The organism is Isosphaeraceae bacterium EP7 (assembly GCA_038400315.1).
GTDB lineage: Bacteria > Planctomycetota > Planctomycetia > Isosphaerales > Isosphaeraceae > EP7.
This window is the reverse complement of the sequence record CP151667.1, coordinates 1,277,251-1,293,111: the sequence shown is the minus strand read 5'-3', so window position 1 is coordinate 1,293,111 and position 15,861 is coordinate 1,277,251. Positions and strand designations below refer to the sequence as shown.

The window sequence follows — 15,861 nt, the reverse complement described above, 5'->3', positions numbered from 1 at the left end:
GGTGGGTTCGACCGGTCCCAGCGCGGTGACCGGTCCGGATTGGCCGCATCCTTGGATTGGGGTTCGCTGATGAGTCGCATACGCCCGCCCGTGGACTCCGCCGGTCCCAAGCTGAGCCACGAGGACGCGGTCCTGCTGTTCCTGGAGAAGGTCGCCTGGCTGATGGACCGGGCCGTCGCCGTGCCCGGCACGAAGTACAGGGTCGGGCTCGATGCATTCCTGGGCCTGCTGCCGGTGGGTGGAGACGTGTTCACCGGCTTCATCCAGGCGGCCTTGGTGCTGGTGGCCCTGCGTCATTATCACGTCCCCAAGACGGTCGCCGCGCGGATGGCGGGCAATGTGCTGCTGGACATCGGCATCGGGGCCATTCCGTTCGCGGGCGACCTCTTCGACGTTGTGTTCAAGGCGAACACCAGGAACCTCAGACTCCTGGAACCGTACCGGACGATCGATGCGCATGCCGAAGTCCTCGGCTCCGGCCATCCGCGGGGTTCCCTGGGCGCGCCGGCGGCACCCCGGCGTCGGGGGACCTCCTGGAAGCTGATCGTGCCGATCGCAGTCGTGTTGCTGGGGGCGGTCGGGCTGTCCCTGCTCGGATTCGTGACGCTGGTGCGCTGGCTGATTTCCTGAGGCCCGCGCAACGAAACGGCCGAACGACCTCGCCCCCTTCGATCCTGGCGGATCGAAGGGGGCGAGGTCGTGTCTGAGATCGTGGCCGCTCCGACCGGTCAGTTGATCGACAAGGCGGCGCAGCGTGCAGGCTCGGTCGACACCCCCTGAGGTGCGCGGTCGGAAAGGGCGACGACGATCGTGCCGACCATGGGAGGCCGGAATTGCTCGTGGGGGAGGGCGAAGGTCTCAAGAACGAATCGGCCCGAGGAGCCGTCCAGCCTTGGGGCATCCTCGACGATCCGGTCCGCCCCGTCCGACCGGGAGGCCCTCAGGATGCTCTCGGCGTAGGCCTCTGAGAACCGAACGGGCGAAGCATCGAGGATGTTCTCGCCGACCCCCGCGGGGAAATCGGGCCCGCCGGCCCGCTCGATCGACGGGCTGCGGAAGGCGAGGTTGCCCTCAAGATCGCAGATCCAGGCGGCCACCGACATCCGAGCCATGAAGGCCTGGAAGCATTCCTCGATGTTCCCGAGGGGCGACGCGGCCCAATGGCACTTCCGGACGTCGCGGATCATGTAGGTGAACATCGACCGGCCGGCCAGGCGAAACTTGCTGACCGACAGCTCGATCTGAATTTCGGTGCCATCCTTGCGCCTGGCCTGGAACCGGCGGACGCCCCACTGCCCGGCCTCGCCCTGGGCCGACTCGGGAGACGACCCGAACCAGGGCAGGCCCGGGATGAGCATGCCGACCTCGCGGCCGAGCAATTCCGCGGCCTCGTAGCCGAAGAGGGCGAGGGCCGACGGGTTGGCCGTCTCGATCCGGCCGAGCATGTTCAGGGTGAGGATCCCATCGACGGAGGTCTCGAGGATCACGCGCGAACGCTCCTCGGCTTCACGGAGGCGTTGCTCGGCCTTGATTCGCTCCAGGAAGTAGCCGATCTTGCGGCCGAGGCGGCCGACGAGCTCGACGAGGTTCGCGTCGTCCTCGATCGCGGGCCGGCCGAAGAAGCGCATGACGCCCATGACCGGGCCCTCGCCGCGGACGGGGAACGCGAAGGAAGGCTCGATGGGGGTGCCCGTCCCGGGCTCGGGGTCACCGTCCGCGGCGAGAGCCCGTGGCGTGACGGCGTGGCGGACGAAGCGGGAACCTGCCCAGGCCTCGCCCGGAAGGCCCTTCCCGAGCGGCAGGAGCATGGCCGAAGTGGTCGATGAGCCGAGCTGGGCGGCGAGTCCGTTGGACGACCATCCGCGAGCCAGGCGGAGGACGTTGGCGGCCCCGTCGACCTCCCAGTACTCGCCGCGGAAAAGGCCGAGGCCCTCGCCGATCACATCCAGCAGGCGTGGGAGCGCCCCGTCGGCGGCGACGGGGCCGGAGAGCACGCGCAGGCATTCGTGCCGCACCTCGTCACGCCGCTCCTTGTGCTTGCGGCCGCTGATGTCGCGCTGGATGGCGATGAAGTGGGTCACCTCGCCGGTGGCGCCCCGGGCCGGCTCGACCTCCAGCTCCACCCAGTAGGAGCCGCCCTGCTTCCGGGTGTTGACGAGCTCGACTCGGAAACCTAGCCCCTGCCCGAGCCGGGTTCGCATGGCGTTGACGATCTCGGGGTCGGTCGAGGTCCCCTGGAGGAACGAGCCGGGCGTCCGCCCGAGGATCTCGTCGAGGGTATAGCCCGAGAGCCTGGTGAAGGCGTCGTTGCACCACTCGATACGCCGATCTCGGTCGGTGATGAGCACGGCGTTGTCGGTGTGCCGGGCCACCAGCGCAAGCCTCCCGCTCTCCTCGAGCCTCGACGCCTCGCCACGCGGCGGCACCGAGAAAGGACCTGATCCCTGCGATGGCCACGACATGCCTGCCCCCAGATCGTTAAATGACGCCCACCAAGCATTGGAACAAATGCGCACTTGAAATCAGACGCTTCGGGGTTCCGGCCCGGGACCTCCGGAGTGACGTTGGGCCGTCCGTCTCGCTCGAGGCCGGCGACGACGGGCCACCCCGCCCGGACGAGATCGGGCGGAGGGTCGGGCCTCGCCGGCATCGCGGGGCTTCCCGGCCTGATAGTTGGAATCGCGCCGGAAAACCGGTCATGGTTTCCCGAAAAATTCGCGGATTCGCGCCGTGGGGTGGCCGAGGCCGACCCGGACGTTTCCGCGCGGGCCTTTCCGCCCCCGCGAGGGCCGAATCCTCGGGGCACCGATGGGCCCGCGAATTTTCCCGATGCGATCCTGGACGGCCCGCCGGGCGCGCCTACAATCGGCCTGGCAAGGAATGAAGATCACTCTCATCTCAGATGTGAAGATCTTCGCACCCTTTTTTGCGCACGAATTCTCCTCGAAGGGCTCTCACGATGCGTTACCTGCTCGGACTCGCAGCCGCCGTCGCCTTCGCCACCCCCGCCTTCTCCGCCGAGAAGGACATCGTCGACACGGCCGTGGCCGCCGGCAAGTTCAAGACCCTCGTCGCCGCGGTGAAGGCCGCCGGCCTGGTCGACACCCTCAAGGGCGAAGGCCCGTTCACCGTCCTGGCGCCGACGGACGCCGCCTTCGACAAGCTCCCCGAGGGAACCGTCGAGTCGCTGCTGAAGCCGGAGAACAAGGACAAGCTCGTCAAAATTCTCACCTACCATGTTATCCCGTCGAAGGCGCTGAAGGCCGACGTGGCCAAGCTCGACGGCAAGAAGGTCAAGACGGTCGCCGGCCCTTCGGTCACGATCAAGGTCCACGGCGACGACGTCATGATCAACAAGGCCAAGGTCATCGCCACCGACGTCGAGACGTCCAACGGCGTCATTCACATCATCGACACGGTGTTGCTGCCCCCCGCCGAGTGAGCCGACTGGCAGCGACCCTGGGAACTCCCGGTCCCGGAGTTCCCAGGGTCGCGCCTCGCCGCGCGGCCCGAGTGATCTGGAGGCGGGGACCGATCGTCGCTATGATTCACGAGACTCGGCCACGCTCCTCCCGCGATGGGGGGCCGGATGTCGAAGTCGCCGGTTTCGCGGCCAGTCCACCGAGGCGATCATGGGTAAGCGTCCCAGGAACCGGCTTGAATTGCGGGCGGAGGTCGAGGCCGCCGAGGCGCGAGGCATGATGCCCGCGGAGACGCGCCCGAGGTCTCCGCGATCGCCGTCGACGGAGAGCCGGCCCAAATCCTCGTCATCGACCCGGATGAAGATCGTCTGGGCGGTCTGCGACATTGGCGGGCGCACGATCGTCACCTTCGACTTCCCGCAGAAAGCCGACGCGGAGGCCGCCGCCAAGGCCCTGAAAGCCCGGGGCAAAGGTGAGCACTTCGTCCGTCAGGTGAAGCAGGAGATGCTCTAATCCTGAACACGTCGTGGGTCGATCAACGGGCCCGGTCGATCTCGCGGCCGAAGTAGCCGGCTGCCCAACGAGACATCGCCCGATCGAACGTCCGCGGGAACAGGCGGGCCGCGGCCAGGGTTCCCCAGGCGGCCCAGGTCGGGGCGAGGATCGCGACGTCGCGATCCAGCCCGCGGAGGATCGCCCTGGCTACACGCCCTGCAGCCGCGGCGTGGGGCGTGCGGCCCTGGTTCGAGGATCCTTGCCCGAGCGCCGTGGAGTGGAATTCACTCTCGGTGCGGCCCGGCTGCGCCGCCCAGACGCGGACGTTCGTCCCGACCAGCTCGTACCGCAGGCTCTTGACGAGCCCGTCGACCGCGTGCTTGGTCGCCACATAGGTGGCCGAGTAGGGCATGCCGATCGAGCCCAGGACCGACGAGACCTGGACGACCTGGCCCCGCCCGCGGCCGAGCATGTGCCCGACGGCACGCCGGGTCAGGTCGACGACCGCCACGAGATTGACCTCGATGATCTGGCCAATCATGGCGGGATCTTCGTCGGCCAGCGGAGCGTAATGGCCGAGCCCCGCATTATTGACGAGGAGGTCGAGCCCGCCCGACTCCGCGTCGGCCCATTCCCAGAGCTGGCCCCGGAACCCGGGGAGAGCGAGGTCGCCGTCGAGCACCCTGACCCTCCCCGCGGGGAGGCCGGCGGCCAGTTCGTCGAGGCGGTCGCGGCGGCGGGCGGTGGCCAGCACGACGTAACCCCGCTCGAGGACGAGCTGTCGGGCGAGTTCGCGGCCGAGCCCGGAGGAGGCGCCCGTGACGAGGGCGAACCGGGGCGGTTGATCGTTCATGCGGGGCGAACTTCCGGGGCATGCGGGGTGTCGGATCGGGGCGAAGTGGCGCATCGGGTTGTTGCCCGCTCGTCCATTCCGTACACTAGGACGGCCCGTCCGGCAACCTGCAAATGCCGGGGGCGAGTTGCGCAGAGGCGAGGAAATTCCGTGGCCACCATCGACGATCGCCAGACGACCACCCAACGCACACCGACGACCGGGGCCGACGTCTTGGTCGAATCGTTGGTGCGGCATGGCGTCGATGTCGTCTTCGCCTACCCCGGCGGCGCCAGCATGCCGATGCATCAGGCGCTGACCCGACAGCGAAACCTGATTCGAACGATCCTCCCCCGCCACGAGCAGGGCGGGATCTTCGCCGCCGAGGGCTACGCTCGCGTCACCGGCAGGCCGGGCGTCGTGATGGCCACCAGCGGCCCCGGCGCCTTGAACCTGGTGACCGGCCTTGCTGACGCCAAGCTGGACAGCCTGCCGATCGTGGCGATCACCGGCCAGGTGCCCACCCATGTCATCGGCACCGACGCGTTCCAGGAAACGCCGATGGTGGAGGTCTGCCGGGCCATCACCAAGCACCACTACCTGGTGCAGTCGGCCAAGGACATCGCGCGGGTGGTGAAGGAGGCGTTCCACATCGCCGGCACCGGCCGCCCCGGGCCCGTCCTGATCGACATGCCCAAGGACGTGCAGAACACCCTGGTGCCGAACCCCGACTACGACGTGGCGATGGACCTGCCCGGGTACCTGCTGCCCGGCCCGCCGGCCGCCGAGAAGCTCCAGGCCGTCCTGGCGGCGCTCCGCGCCTGCGAGCGGCCCATCATCTATTGCGGCGGCGGCGTGATCGGTGCCGACGCGGCGGCCGAGCTGAGGCGGTTCGCCGAGGCCACCGGCATCCCCGTCGCCATGACCCTCCAAGGCCTTGGCTCGATTCCTAGCGACCATTACCTGTCGCTGGACATGCTGGGGATGCACGGGACCGTCTACGCCAACAACGCGGTGAACGAGGCCGACCTACTGCTGGCCCTCGGCGTCCGGTTCGACGACCGGGTGACGGGCAAGCTGTCCGAGTTCGCCAAGCACGGCCGGATCGTGCACGTGGACGTGGACGCGTCGGAGATCAACAAGAACAAGGCGGCCCAGATCTCGCTGAACACCGACGTGAAGCAGTTCCTCACGGCGATCAACCCGCTCGTCGAGAAGGGCGACTGGCGCCCCTGGCACCAGCAGATCGACCACTGGCGCGAGACGGAGGCGATGAGCTACGCCGACCGCGACGACGCCATTCTGCCCCAGTATGTGATGGAGAAGTTCAGCGAGCTGACCAAGGGCCAGTTCCTGATGAGCACCGGCGTGGGCCAGCACCAGATGTGGGCCGCGCAGTGGACCAAGTTCGTCAACCCGAGGAGCTGGATCACCTCCGGCGGCCTCGGCTCGATGGGCTTCGGCCTCCCCGCCGCCATGGGTGCTCAGGCCGCCTTCCCCGACGCCCTGGTCGTGGACGTCGACGGCGACGGCAGCCTGGTGATGAACATCCAGGAGCTGGCCACCGTCTTCTGCGAGAGCCTGCCGGTGAAGGTGATCCTGCTGAACAACCAGCACCTCGGCATGGTCGTGCAGTGGGAAGACCGGTTCCACGCCGGCAACCGCGGCCACACCTACCTCGGCCCGGTTGACCACCCCGAGGCGACCGGCCAGGGTAGCGGCGAGCTTCCCGAGGTGACCTATCCCGACTTCGTCGCCATCGCCAAGGGCTTCGGCGTCCCGGCCCGCCAGGTCCGCAAGAAGGCGGACGTCGTCGGCGCGCTGGCCGAGATGATCGCGTCCAAGGGGCCCTACATCCTGGAGGTGCTCGTCCCTTATCAGGAGCACGTCCTGCCGATGATCCCCTCCGGCGGCACCTACCGCGACATCATCAAGAGCTGAACGCCCACCGACCGACGCGAACTCTCCCGCGGACGAACGCGGTCCCCGGGAGATTTCGCCGCGTTGCAAATGCGGAAGGCCCCCGGCCATCGAACCAGGTTCGATGGCCGGGGGCCTTCGTCGTCTCGCGTTTGCCCGGGTGAACTGAGCTGACTCAGTTCACCCAGGCGGGCTCGTCAATGAGGAGCCCGTACTTCTTCATCTTCTTGTAAAGCGTCGTCCGGTTGATGTCCAGGACGCGGGCGGTCTCCTGACGGTTCCAACTCAGGGCGGTGAGGGCCTGGATGATGAGCTGCTTCTCGGGCTCTTCGAGGGCTTCCTTCAGGGGCCTGATCCGTTCCTGCTGCTTCGCGGCGGGGAAGGCCGAGGGAACGAGCGTGGCCGTGGTCTGGGGGGGCAAGATGTCGCGAATCGGCTGTGTCAGTCCGAGGTCGTTCAGGGTGATTCGCCCACCCTGGCAGGCGTTGACCGCACGCTGGACCAGGGACTCGAGCTCCTGGACGTTGCCGGGCCAGTCGTGATGACGGAGCCGGTCGAGGGCGTCGGGCGTGAAGCCGACGATCCGCTTGCCGGCCGTTTCGGAGATCCTGGCGAGGAAGGCCTCGGCCAGGCGCTCGACGTCGAAGCCTCGGTGACGCAGGGGGGGGAGCCGCAGGCAGCCGCCCAGGCGATAGTAGAGGTCCTGCCGGAACAGGTTCTGCTCGACGAGGACGCTGAGGTCTTCCCGATTGGACATGATGATCCGGACGTCGGCCCGGACCGCCTTCGTCGACCCGACCGGCTCGAACTCGGAATCGCGAATGACCCTGAGGAGCTGGAACTGGAGATGGGGCGAGAGGCTGGCCACCTCGTCGAGGAAGATCGTCCCCCCCTGGGCCAGGGAGAGGGCGCCCGGGCGGTAGACCCCGTTGTCCAGGCCGTTGCCGCCCGTCTTGTGCCCGAGCAGCTCGCGTTCCAGCTGGGCAGAGCCGAGGGAACCGCAGCCGAGCTCGATGAAGGCTCGATCCTTCCAGGGACCTAGTTCGTGGACCTTCCGGGCGAGCCTGCTCTTGCCCACGCCCCGCTCGCCCACGATGAGCAGGGGGTTGCGGGACGATGCCATGGACGATGCCAGCTCGACCGCCTGGCGGAAGCTCGCGTCCTCGCCCACCAGCGATGAGCCGTCGGGACGGGGCGATTCCAACGTCATCGGCGCGGGGGCCGGCTGGGCCTGGGCGAAGTGCTTGGCGAAGTCGGCCACCAGGGGGGGGAGCGCCTCGGGCCTCGCCTGGACGACCGGCGGGCGGGAAACGGCCGCCGGCTCGTCCGTCGAATCGCCGAAGGACTCGAGCGCCTGGGTCACCGCGGCACGCAGCTCGACGGCCGACAGGGGATAGCGGAGGACCGCCGAGGCGCCGTAGCGGACGGCTTCGCGAGTCCGTTCGGGGTTGAGCTTCGGGAACATCAAGATCACGGGGATCCTGGCGAACTTGCGACGCACGAAGTTCAGCAGCTCCAGGGCGTCGGGTTCGTCCGGATCAGCCCAGGCCACCACCAGGTCGACCCCGCCCCGCTCGACGCGCCGGACGGCGACGCGGTCGTTCGGGGCCTGTTCGATCTCATGTCCGAGGGCACGCAGCATGGAGTCCAGCAATGCGTGCACGCTCGGCTCGGGGAGAACGATAAGGATGCGGGCTTTCATGTCAGTCTCTCTCGATGGCGCCCGGCGTGATGCACACGTGGGCCGAGGTGTCATCCATGAGGAATGAGCTGTCGCGGACGACCCTCGGTAAAGCGGTCGAAAGGGCGACTACGGGGTCTTCATCGACCCAGGCCGCATGCCCTTCGGTCGCATTGGATGCAAGCTCGAAGTGGGTGCAACGATGGGGATATACATCGCGGGTGGCGTGTCGTCAATTTTCACGCATGAAGACACGTCGGGGCCGATTCCCACTCGCGCGGTCTCGGCCAGCTTGGGACCGTGATCAGGGCTCCTGGGTGGCGGATTGGGCGTGCGGGTGCGCTCCTCGGTAGGCTTCGAGCAGTCGTTCGCGGGTCACGTGGGTGTAGATCTGGGTGGTGGCAAGGCTCCGATGACCGAGCAGCTCCTGGACGCTCCTCAGGTCGGCGCCGCGGTCGAGCAGGTGGGTGGCGAAGCTGTGCCTGAGCGTGTGCGGGCTGGAGGCGGGGTCGAGCCCCACTCTCAGGGTGTGGTCTTCCAGAAGGCGGCCGACACTCCGGCTGGAGAGCCGCTTGCCGTATCGATTGAGGAACAGGGCCGGCTCGTCGAGACGCTCGGGGCGGCGGGCGGACCTCCAGCGGACGATCCAGGCCAGGGCTGTCTTGCCGATCGGGCTGAGCCGCTCTCGTCGCCCCTTGCCGCGGACCCGGACCAGGCCGCGATCCTCGTCGAGGTCGTCGAGATTCAGGCCCACCAACTCGCCGACCCGCAGGCCGCCGCCGTAAAGGGTCTCGAACATCGCGCGGTCCCGCAGACCCAGGTCGGTGCCGGTCTCGATCGCGTCGAGCAGGCGGATGACGTCGTCGACCCCGAGCAGCTTGGGCAGCCGCTTCGGCTGCCTCGGGTTCCGCAGGCCGCCCGACGGATCGGCCGACACGACGCCCTGCCGACGCTGGTAGCGGAAGAACGACCGGAGGCTTGCCAGCCGGCGTGCGACCGTGCTCGGGGCATAACCCTGGCTTGACAGCCAGGCCGCATAGCGCCTGAGTCGCCGCGGGTCGGCCTCCGTCGGATTCGCGGCCGACTCCTCATCGACCCCGGCATCCGTCCGCTCCCCCTTCGCATTGGTCTCGCCGAGGAATCGCTGGAATACGGCCAGGTCGTCTTCATACGACCGGAGCGTGTGCGGCGACGCTTGACGCTCGCGACGGAGATAGTTCAGGAAGGCAGCAATGGATGGATGCATGACGCAAACCGAGCCTCTAAGACCCTGTCTGGTCGGCCTCGGGGGGCCTCCGGAATCGTCGAGAGACGTTCCCGAGAGTTTATCCCGATCCAAGGGCCGAACGAACGTGCTCTTCCTGCTCCATCGGACGGATTCTCTAATCGAGGCGAGAATTACCCGAAATGGATCGTTTTGGATTGGTTCGTTCGCCAATGCGGGATGAGTTCGATTCATCTCGAAGACCCGATATTCGGAAGGCCCATCGTGCCTCGCCTCCTGAATAAACCGCGTGCCGAACGATCGTGAATCCTCGACCCTGCCCCTTCCAGCATGCATTACGGTGTGTTTTAGAGACACGGACAGTGGTTTTCTTAAAATGACCGAAAAAAGATTGGACAATCGGTCAAGAACTTCGACTAACCCCCTGAAAATCAACTGTTTAGCTCGATTTCCGAAAGGATCTCTTTTGACCGGAGTGACAAAATTTCGAGTGGTGTCGGGAGATCGAATCGACCTTGAAGTCTCGAGGAAAACGCAATCATGACCTCGAGCGGTTCACGCAGCCTTCATAGTTCATGAATGCCTCCACCAGGTGGCTATCTCGCCTAAATCCCCAAATCGCGTTTAAGCAGCCCGTCCGAGCTTAATTGACAATAAGTCACGAGATTGACAAAGTCGCCAAGTTTGCCCTCGGGTCCGGGTGATTCAACCTGCACATCGAGGGCCGCCGCTCGCAGGAACTTCGGCGAGGGGCGGCCCCGGGCGTGCCTTTAGTGTGGGGAGACGCCGAGCACCTTCACGAGGAAGGCGATCTTGTCCGCGGCTTCCTCGATCTGCTTGGTGGTCGGCTTACCCGCGCCATGGCCGGCGCGGGTCTCGATTCGGATCAGGACGGGGGCGTCGCCTGAATGCGCTTCCTGGAGAGTCGCGGCGAACTTGAACGAGTGCGCCGGGACGACCCGGTCATCGTGGTCGGCGGTGGTCACCAGGGTCGGCGGATAGGCGGTGCCGGGCTTGAGGTTGTGCAGCGGCGAATAGGCGTGGATCGCCTTGAACTGGCCGGCGTCGTCGGACGACCCGTAGTCGTCGATCCAGGCCCAGCCGATGGTGAACTTGTGGAACCGGAGCATGTCCAGCACGCCGACGGCCGGCAGGGCCGCGCCGAAGAGGTCGGGCCGCTGGGTCATGCAGGCACCGACCAGCAGTCCGCCGTTCGATCCGCCGCTGATGGCCAGCTTTGGGGTGCTGGTGTACTTTTCGGCGATCAGGTATTCGGCGGCGGCGATGAAGTCGTCGAAGACGTTCTGCTTGTTGAGCTTGGTCCCCCCCTGGTGCCAGTCTTCGCCGTACTCGCCGCCTCCACGAAGGTTGGGAATTGCCAGCAGGCCGCCCAGCTCCATCCAGGCCAGGTTCGACGGCGAGAACGAGGGGGTCAGGCTGATGTTGAATCCGCCGTATCCGTACAGCAGGGTCGGGTTCTGCCCGTCCTTCTTCAGGCCCTTCTTGTGACTGAGGAAGATCGGCACCTTGGTGCCGTCCTTGCTGGCGTAGAAGGCCTGCGTGGTCACGTACTCGGCCGGGTCGAAGGTCAGCTTGGGCGCCTTGTAGACGGTGCTCTTGCCCGCCCCGACGTCGTAGCGATAGATGGTCGTGGGCGTGGTGTATGAGGTGTAGGCGTAGAAGGTTTCCTCGTCCGTCCGCTTCCCGCCAAACCCCGCGGCCGTCCCCAGACCGGGAAACTCCACCTCGCCGATCGCCTTGCCGTCGAGACCGAAGACGCGGACCTGCGTGTGGGCGTCCTTCAGGTACGACGCGATGAAGCGATTGCCCACCAGGCTGACCGAGTCCAACGTTTCGGCGACCTCGGGGATCAGGGTCGTCCACTTGGCCGGCTCGGGCGAGCGGGTGTCGATGGCGACGACCTTCCCCTTGGGTGCGTCCTTGTTCGTCTTGAAGTAGAAGACCGGGCCTTCGTTATCGAGGAACGTGTACTCGGCGTCGAAGTCGCCGACGAGGTGCACTGGCGCAGCGGCGGTCTCGGCCAGCTTGCGGTAGAGGACCCGATACTTGTCGTCGGTCCCCTTGCCCAGCGTCAGCACGAGATAGGTCCCGTCCTCGCTGACGGTGGCATCGGCCCGCCAGTCCTTGTGCTCCTTGTCTTCCCAGACGAGGGCATCGGCCGACTGAGGGGTTCCCACCTTGTGGTAATAGAGCTTCTGGAAGTAGTTGGCCCCCTTCAGGTCGGCCCCCGGCTCGGGCTGGGGGAACCGGCCGTAGAAGAACCCCTTGTTGTCCTTGGTCCAGGTGGCTCCCGAGAACTTGACCCACTTGATCAGGTCGTCCAGATCCTTGCCGGTCTCGACGTCCCGCACCTTCCAGTCAACCCAGTCCGACCCCGCGGCGGCCAGCCCATAGGCGATGAGCTTGCCGTCGTCGCTCACCGACGTGCCCGAGAGCGCGACGGTGCCGTCCGCGGACAGGGTGTTTGGGTCGAGCAGGACCTTGGGCGCATCATCGAGCGAGGCGGCCCAGTACAGCACCCCTTGGTTCTGCAGCCCGTCATTCTTGGAGAAGAAGTAGCGGCCTCCATCGAGGCTGGGGACGCCGTACTTCTCATAATCCCAAAGCTTGGTCAGCCGTGTCTTGATCGCCGCCCGCTCGGGGATCGACTCCAGGAACGCGAACGTCACCTTGTTCTCGGCCTCGACCCAGGCGCGCGTCTCGGCCGAGTCGGGGTCTTCCAGCCAGCGGAATGGATCGGCGATCTTCGTCCCGTGATAATCCTCGACGGTTCCCCCCTTGGCGGCCTTGGGGTACGCCAGGGACTTCGAAGGTGCATCGGCGGGCGGGCCCGCGTCGGCGTTCGGCGATTGACTCATCGCGATCAAAGCTCCTGCCAGCGTGGCGGCAATCCGGCTCGTGCTCATCGAAGGCCCTCGTCCGGGTGATAGTCCTTGGGAGTGCGCGCAATCTCGGCGCGTCGGGAACTCAGTCTAACCGGCTTTTCGAGTCGGATTCCAGTTCGCCACGAAGCCGCGGGGGCCGGACGGCAGGTCCGCCTGGCAGGGTCGAGTTCGGCCAGGGTGGCCGAACTCATCGCTGGCCCCGGGCTCTCATTCGTCGGGTGAGCGCGAAGCGGTTCAGATCCGCCATACATCGAACAACCGGGACATTCGGGCAATGCGAGCGGCTTCTCGATCGCATGCAACAGTTGTTGCAAACACACGTCCTTGCGGCGAACATCGTGCTGGATGCCAACGACGAGATCCCGAACTTCCTACTCCAATCCAGGGTCGGAACCCCGAACGTTGAATAACGCTGAGGCAAGATGATCGGACGACTGGCGTGTGAGCCGACCCTCCCGCGATGCGGCAATGCCGTCGGGGCTTGGCTGCCAACTTTGATCGGGGACGTCCCGGGACACGATCGTCGATTGAGGCCATTCCAGCGCGTCGCTCATGAATCGAATGGGGCGAGGAGATCGAGTGTCGAGCTCGAATTCCTCGCGCCTCCCTTCCCCGTAACGGCTCCCGGACGGCACCGATGCGTTCGTCCTCTTGACTACCTCGATTTGGCGGATGCAGAAATGATCAGACGACCAGGCCCGCTCGGAATCTTCCTCGCCGCCACCGTCGCGTTCGCCGTCAGCCAGACTCTCCATGTCATCGCAGGCACGGCTCCTTCGGCGGAAGCCTTGCGACTCACGGAATTGGGGCTGTCGTTATCGCTGGTACTCTGGGTGGTCGCCGACGCACAGAGTCGGCGAATCACCCCTTGCTACGATTTCGGGTTCCTGACGGCCGTCTTTTTTCCGGTTTCGATCGCCTGGTACGCGATCCGATCCCGTGGCTGGAAGGGAGTGCTCACGCTGATCGCCTTGCTTGGCCTGATCTACCTACCCTGGGCATCCGCGTATGCCGCCTGGATGCTCAAGTATGGGTCTCGCTGATTCCAACTCGCGGGGCAAGGCGTGGGCAGAGAGGGACATCCACCTGGACGTTGTTCGGACGCGGGGTCTTGTTCACAATGAGGCCCTGACGTCCAAGTCGACGGGCCTCTCCCCTGTCGCCCCGAGCCGACCCGAGGACCTGAGATGATCGCCCGCAGACTCCCATCCATCGTCGTCGCTCTGACCGGCCTGATCGCCCCGTCCCTGTTCGCGGCCGACGACCTGCCGCCGATCTCCGACAGGGCGAAGAAGATCCACGCCTCGGGCATGGTCTTCGACGGCCACAATGACCTCCCCTGGCGGCTGCGGGCCGACGGGGATGTCACCTTCGAGACGCTCGACCTGTCGAAGCGGCTCGACTCGGGGCAGACCGACATTCCCCGGGCCCGCGAGGGGGGCCTGAAGGCGCAGTTCTGGTCGGTGTACATCCCCAGCGAGCACGCCAACCCCGCGCGAACCGTCACGCAGCAGATCGACATCGTGCACCGGATGATCGAGCGTTATCCCGATGACCTGGAGCTGGCCCTGACGGCCGACGATGTCGAGCGGATCGTGAAGGCGGGCAAGATCGCCTCATTGATCGGCATTGAGGGGGGCGTTGCCATCGAGGACGATCTGGCGCAGCTCAGGGGGTTTGCGCGACAGGGTGCCCGGTACATGACGCTGACCCACAACGTCACCCTCGACTGGGCCGACGCCGCCACCGGCAAGCCCTTGCACGACGGGCTCACTCCGTTCGGCGAGCGTGTCGTGCGCGAGATGAACCGGCTGGGCATGTTCGTCGACATCTCGCACGTCTCGCCCGCGACCATGGCCGACGTCCTGCGAGTGAGCAAGGCCCCGATCATCGCCAGCCATTCGAGCGCCTTCGCCATCGCGCCCCACCCACGCAACGTGCCCGACGACATCCTCAAGCAGATGTCCGCCAACGGCGGCGTGATCATGGTCAACTTCTACTCGGGCTTCATCGTTCCCGGAGCCGCCAAAGCCGGGGCCGAAGCCCGCAAGCGGTTCCGCGCCGAGTTCCCCAACGACCCCAAGGCCTACAACAAGGCGGTCGAAGACTGGTCCAACGCCAACCCCGCCCCGCGCGGGACAATCTCGGACGTGGCCAACCACGTCGACCACCTTGTCAAGGTTGCCGGCATCGACCACGTCGGCATCGGCTCCGACTTCGACGGCATCACCCGCTGGCCGGTCGGCCTCGAAGACGTCTCCTGCTACCCCAGGCTCACTGACGAGCTGTTGAAGCGGGGCTATTCCGAGGCTGACATCCTCAAGATCAACGGCGGCAACGTCCTGCGTGCCTTCCGCAAGGCGGGCGAGGTGGCCGAAGAGCTGAAGCGGACGACCAAGCCTGAGGTGGATCAGTTGAAGGATGCTAAGGAGTAATGAGCCCGCTTGAGGGTCGTCCCGCAGGGGCGGCCCTCATATCTGAATCGAAAGCTTCTCGGATGATCGCTCAGAGACAAGTCCGGGGGAAATCACCCTGTCTCAACCGAAATCAGTGCGCACAATTGGATGGCACCGAATCTGGCGAATCGGCCCCATCCGGAATCCAGGGGCATCGAGTCGGAACATCGTTGTGACTCAGCCGAATTGCGTGATCGCGATCGTCACGTAAGAGGCGGCGGATCAATCGAATGATCAGCATGATCGCAAGCAAAGTCGTCGCTGCGAATGCTTCCAGAGTCAGGGCGGCGGATCGTGGCTCGAACTGTGGTGTCCCTACTGGAGGGTGACTCGATCGGGGGCATCGAGCGGAAATCGCCACCACATCCCCAGGTTGGTCCTCGCCATCACGAAGTCCCCGCGTATCTGAACGACCTCGAACGGGTTGCTGGCCGTGAAGAATGCGATCCAGCTGATCTCTCCGCTATCGGTACGGAGGGCCGCCACAAATCCGTCCCCCCCTAGCCCGCCTGCACCGCCCAGGATCCGAATGCCCCTGGCGGGGTCCTCGGTGGTACAGAGCTCCATGATCTCGGTCCAGTCTAACGAGCCCTTCCGACGGAAATCCTTCAGTGTCGTCCATTCACCCGTCTCGACAACCAGCCCAAGCCTGCCGTTCTCTTGTTTCTTCCATGCCGCTAGCACATGCTTGACGCGCCCGTCGCCGAACACGATGCCGTCGATCAGGGGGCAGCGTTCGGCAGCCCACTGGTCCGCTAGGTCCGCATCAGTGGCCGGGCTATTCGTATCATCATTCATCGAAACAACGCCTCTTACCTTATTTGATGCATCGAAATCTTCCTCGACTTTGATGACGCGTTTGATATGAGTCGGTATCCCGAGTGTAACGCCCATCATCGCGGCGGCGACCATGGCCGTTCGTAA

12 protein-coding genes are annotated in these 15,861 nt (G+C 65.9%); 6 read left to right on the top strand and 6 right to left on the bottom strand.

The genetic code is table 11. The features are described from left to right. The first annotated feature begins 69 nt into the window (after positions 1–69). On the top strand, positions 70–630 hold the full coding sequence (locus EP7_RS05075) for a DUF4112 domain-containing protein (RefSeq protein WP_463526502.1): 561 nt from the start codon (positions 70–72) through the stop codon (positions 628–630). A gap of 98 nt (positions 631–728) precedes the next feature. Here the strand turns inward: EP7_RS05075 and EP7_RS05070 are convergent, their stop codons facing one another. After that, positions 729–2,462 carry a PAS domain S-box protein gene (locus EP7_RS05070; protein ID WP_463526501.1) on the bottom strand — a complete coding sequence of 578 codons (1,734 nt, stop codon included), beginning with the start codon at positions 2,460–2,462 and terminating at the stop codon, positions 729–731. Positions 2,463–2,959: 497 nt separating this feature from the next. Between EP7_RS05070 and EP7_RS05065 the strand changes: the two genes are divergently transcribed. Continuing rightward, positions 2,960–3,442 carry a fasciclin domain-containing protein gene (locus EP7_RS05065; protein ID WP_463526500.1) on the top strand — a complete coding sequence of 161 codons (483 nt, stop codon included), beginning with the start codon at positions 2,960–2,962 and terminating at the stop codon, positions 3,440–3,442. A 190-nt stretch (positions 3,443–3,632) separates the two neighbouring features. Further along, complete coding sequence (locus tag EP7_RS05060; protein ID WP_463526499.1) at positions 3,633–3,935, top strand: hypothetical protein; 303 nt, start codon at positions 3,633–3,635, stop codon at positions 3,933–3,935. 22 nt (positions 3,936–3,957) lie between these two features. Here EP7_RS05060 and EP7_RS05055 read toward each other — a convergent pair whose 3' ends face one another. Beyond that, positions 3,958–4,770 carry an SDR family NAD(P)-dependent oxidoreductase gene (locus EP7_RS05055; protein ID WP_463526498.1) on the bottom strand — a complete coding sequence of 271 codons (813 nt, stop codon included), beginning with the start codon at positions 4,768–4,770 and terminating at the stop codon, positions 3,958–3,960. A gap of 150 nt (positions 4,771–4,920) precedes the next feature. Here EP7_RS05055 and ilvB point away from each other — a divergent pair, with 150 nt between their 5' ends. Continuing rightward, positions 4,921–6,690, top strand: a complete 1,770-nt coding sequence (ilvB, locus tag EP7_RS05050) for a biosynthetic-type acetolactate synthase large subunit (protein WP_463526497.1) — start codon at positions 4,921–4,923, stop codon at positions 6,688–6,690. A 154-nt stretch (positions 6,691–6,844) separates the two neighbouring features. On the opposite strand, the gene EP7_RS05045 is transcribed toward ilvB, so the two are convergent. From EP7_RS05045 to EP7_RS05035, 3 genes are all read right to left on the bottom strand, one after another. Beyond that, complete coding sequence (locus tag EP7_RS05045) at positions 6,845–8,371, bottom strand: sigma-54-dependent transcriptional regulator (protein ID WP_463526496.1); 1,527 nt, start codon at positions 8,369–8,371, stop codon at positions 6,845–6,847. 283 nt (positions 8,372–8,654) lie between these two features. Beyond that, positions 8,655–9,596, bottom strand: a complete 942-nt coding sequence (locus EP7_RS05040; RefSeq protein WP_463526495.1) for a tyrosine recombinase XerC — start codon at positions 9,594–9,596, stop codon at positions 8,655–8,657. Positions 9,597–10,345: 749 nt separating this feature from the next. Beyond that, on the bottom strand, positions 10,346–12,454 hold the full coding sequence (locus EP7_RS05035) for a prolyl oligopeptidase family serine peptidase (RefSeq protein ID WP_463526494.1): 2,109 nt from the start codon (positions 12,452–12,454) through the stop codon (positions 10,346–10,348). 707 nt (positions 12,455–13,161) lie between these two features. Between EP7_RS05035 and EP7_RS05030 the strand changes: the two genes are divergently transcribed. Continuing rightward, positions 13,162–13,524, top strand: coding sequence for a hypothetical protein (locus EP7_RS05030; RefSeq protein ID WP_463526493.1), 363 nt, complete (start codon positions 13,162–13,164; stop codon positions 13,522–13,524). Between the two features lie 144 nt (positions 13,525–13,668). Continuing rightward, a complete protein-coding gene (locus EP7_RS05025; RefSeq protein ID WP_463526492.1) occupies positions 13,669–14,916 on the top strand; it encodes a dipeptidase in 1,248 nt (415 codons plus the stop codon). Positions 14,917–15,252: 336 nt separating this feature from the next. Here EP7_RS05025 and EP7_RS05020 read toward each other — a convergent pair whose 3' ends face one another. Beyond that, positions 15,253–15,849 carry a hypothetical protein gene (locus EP7_RS05020; RefSeq protein WP_463526491.1) on the bottom strand — a complete coding sequence of 199 codons (597 nt, stop codon included), beginning with the start codon at positions 15,847–15,849 and terminating at the stop codon, positions 15,253–15,255. Positions 15,850–15,861 lie beyond the last annotated feature (12 nt).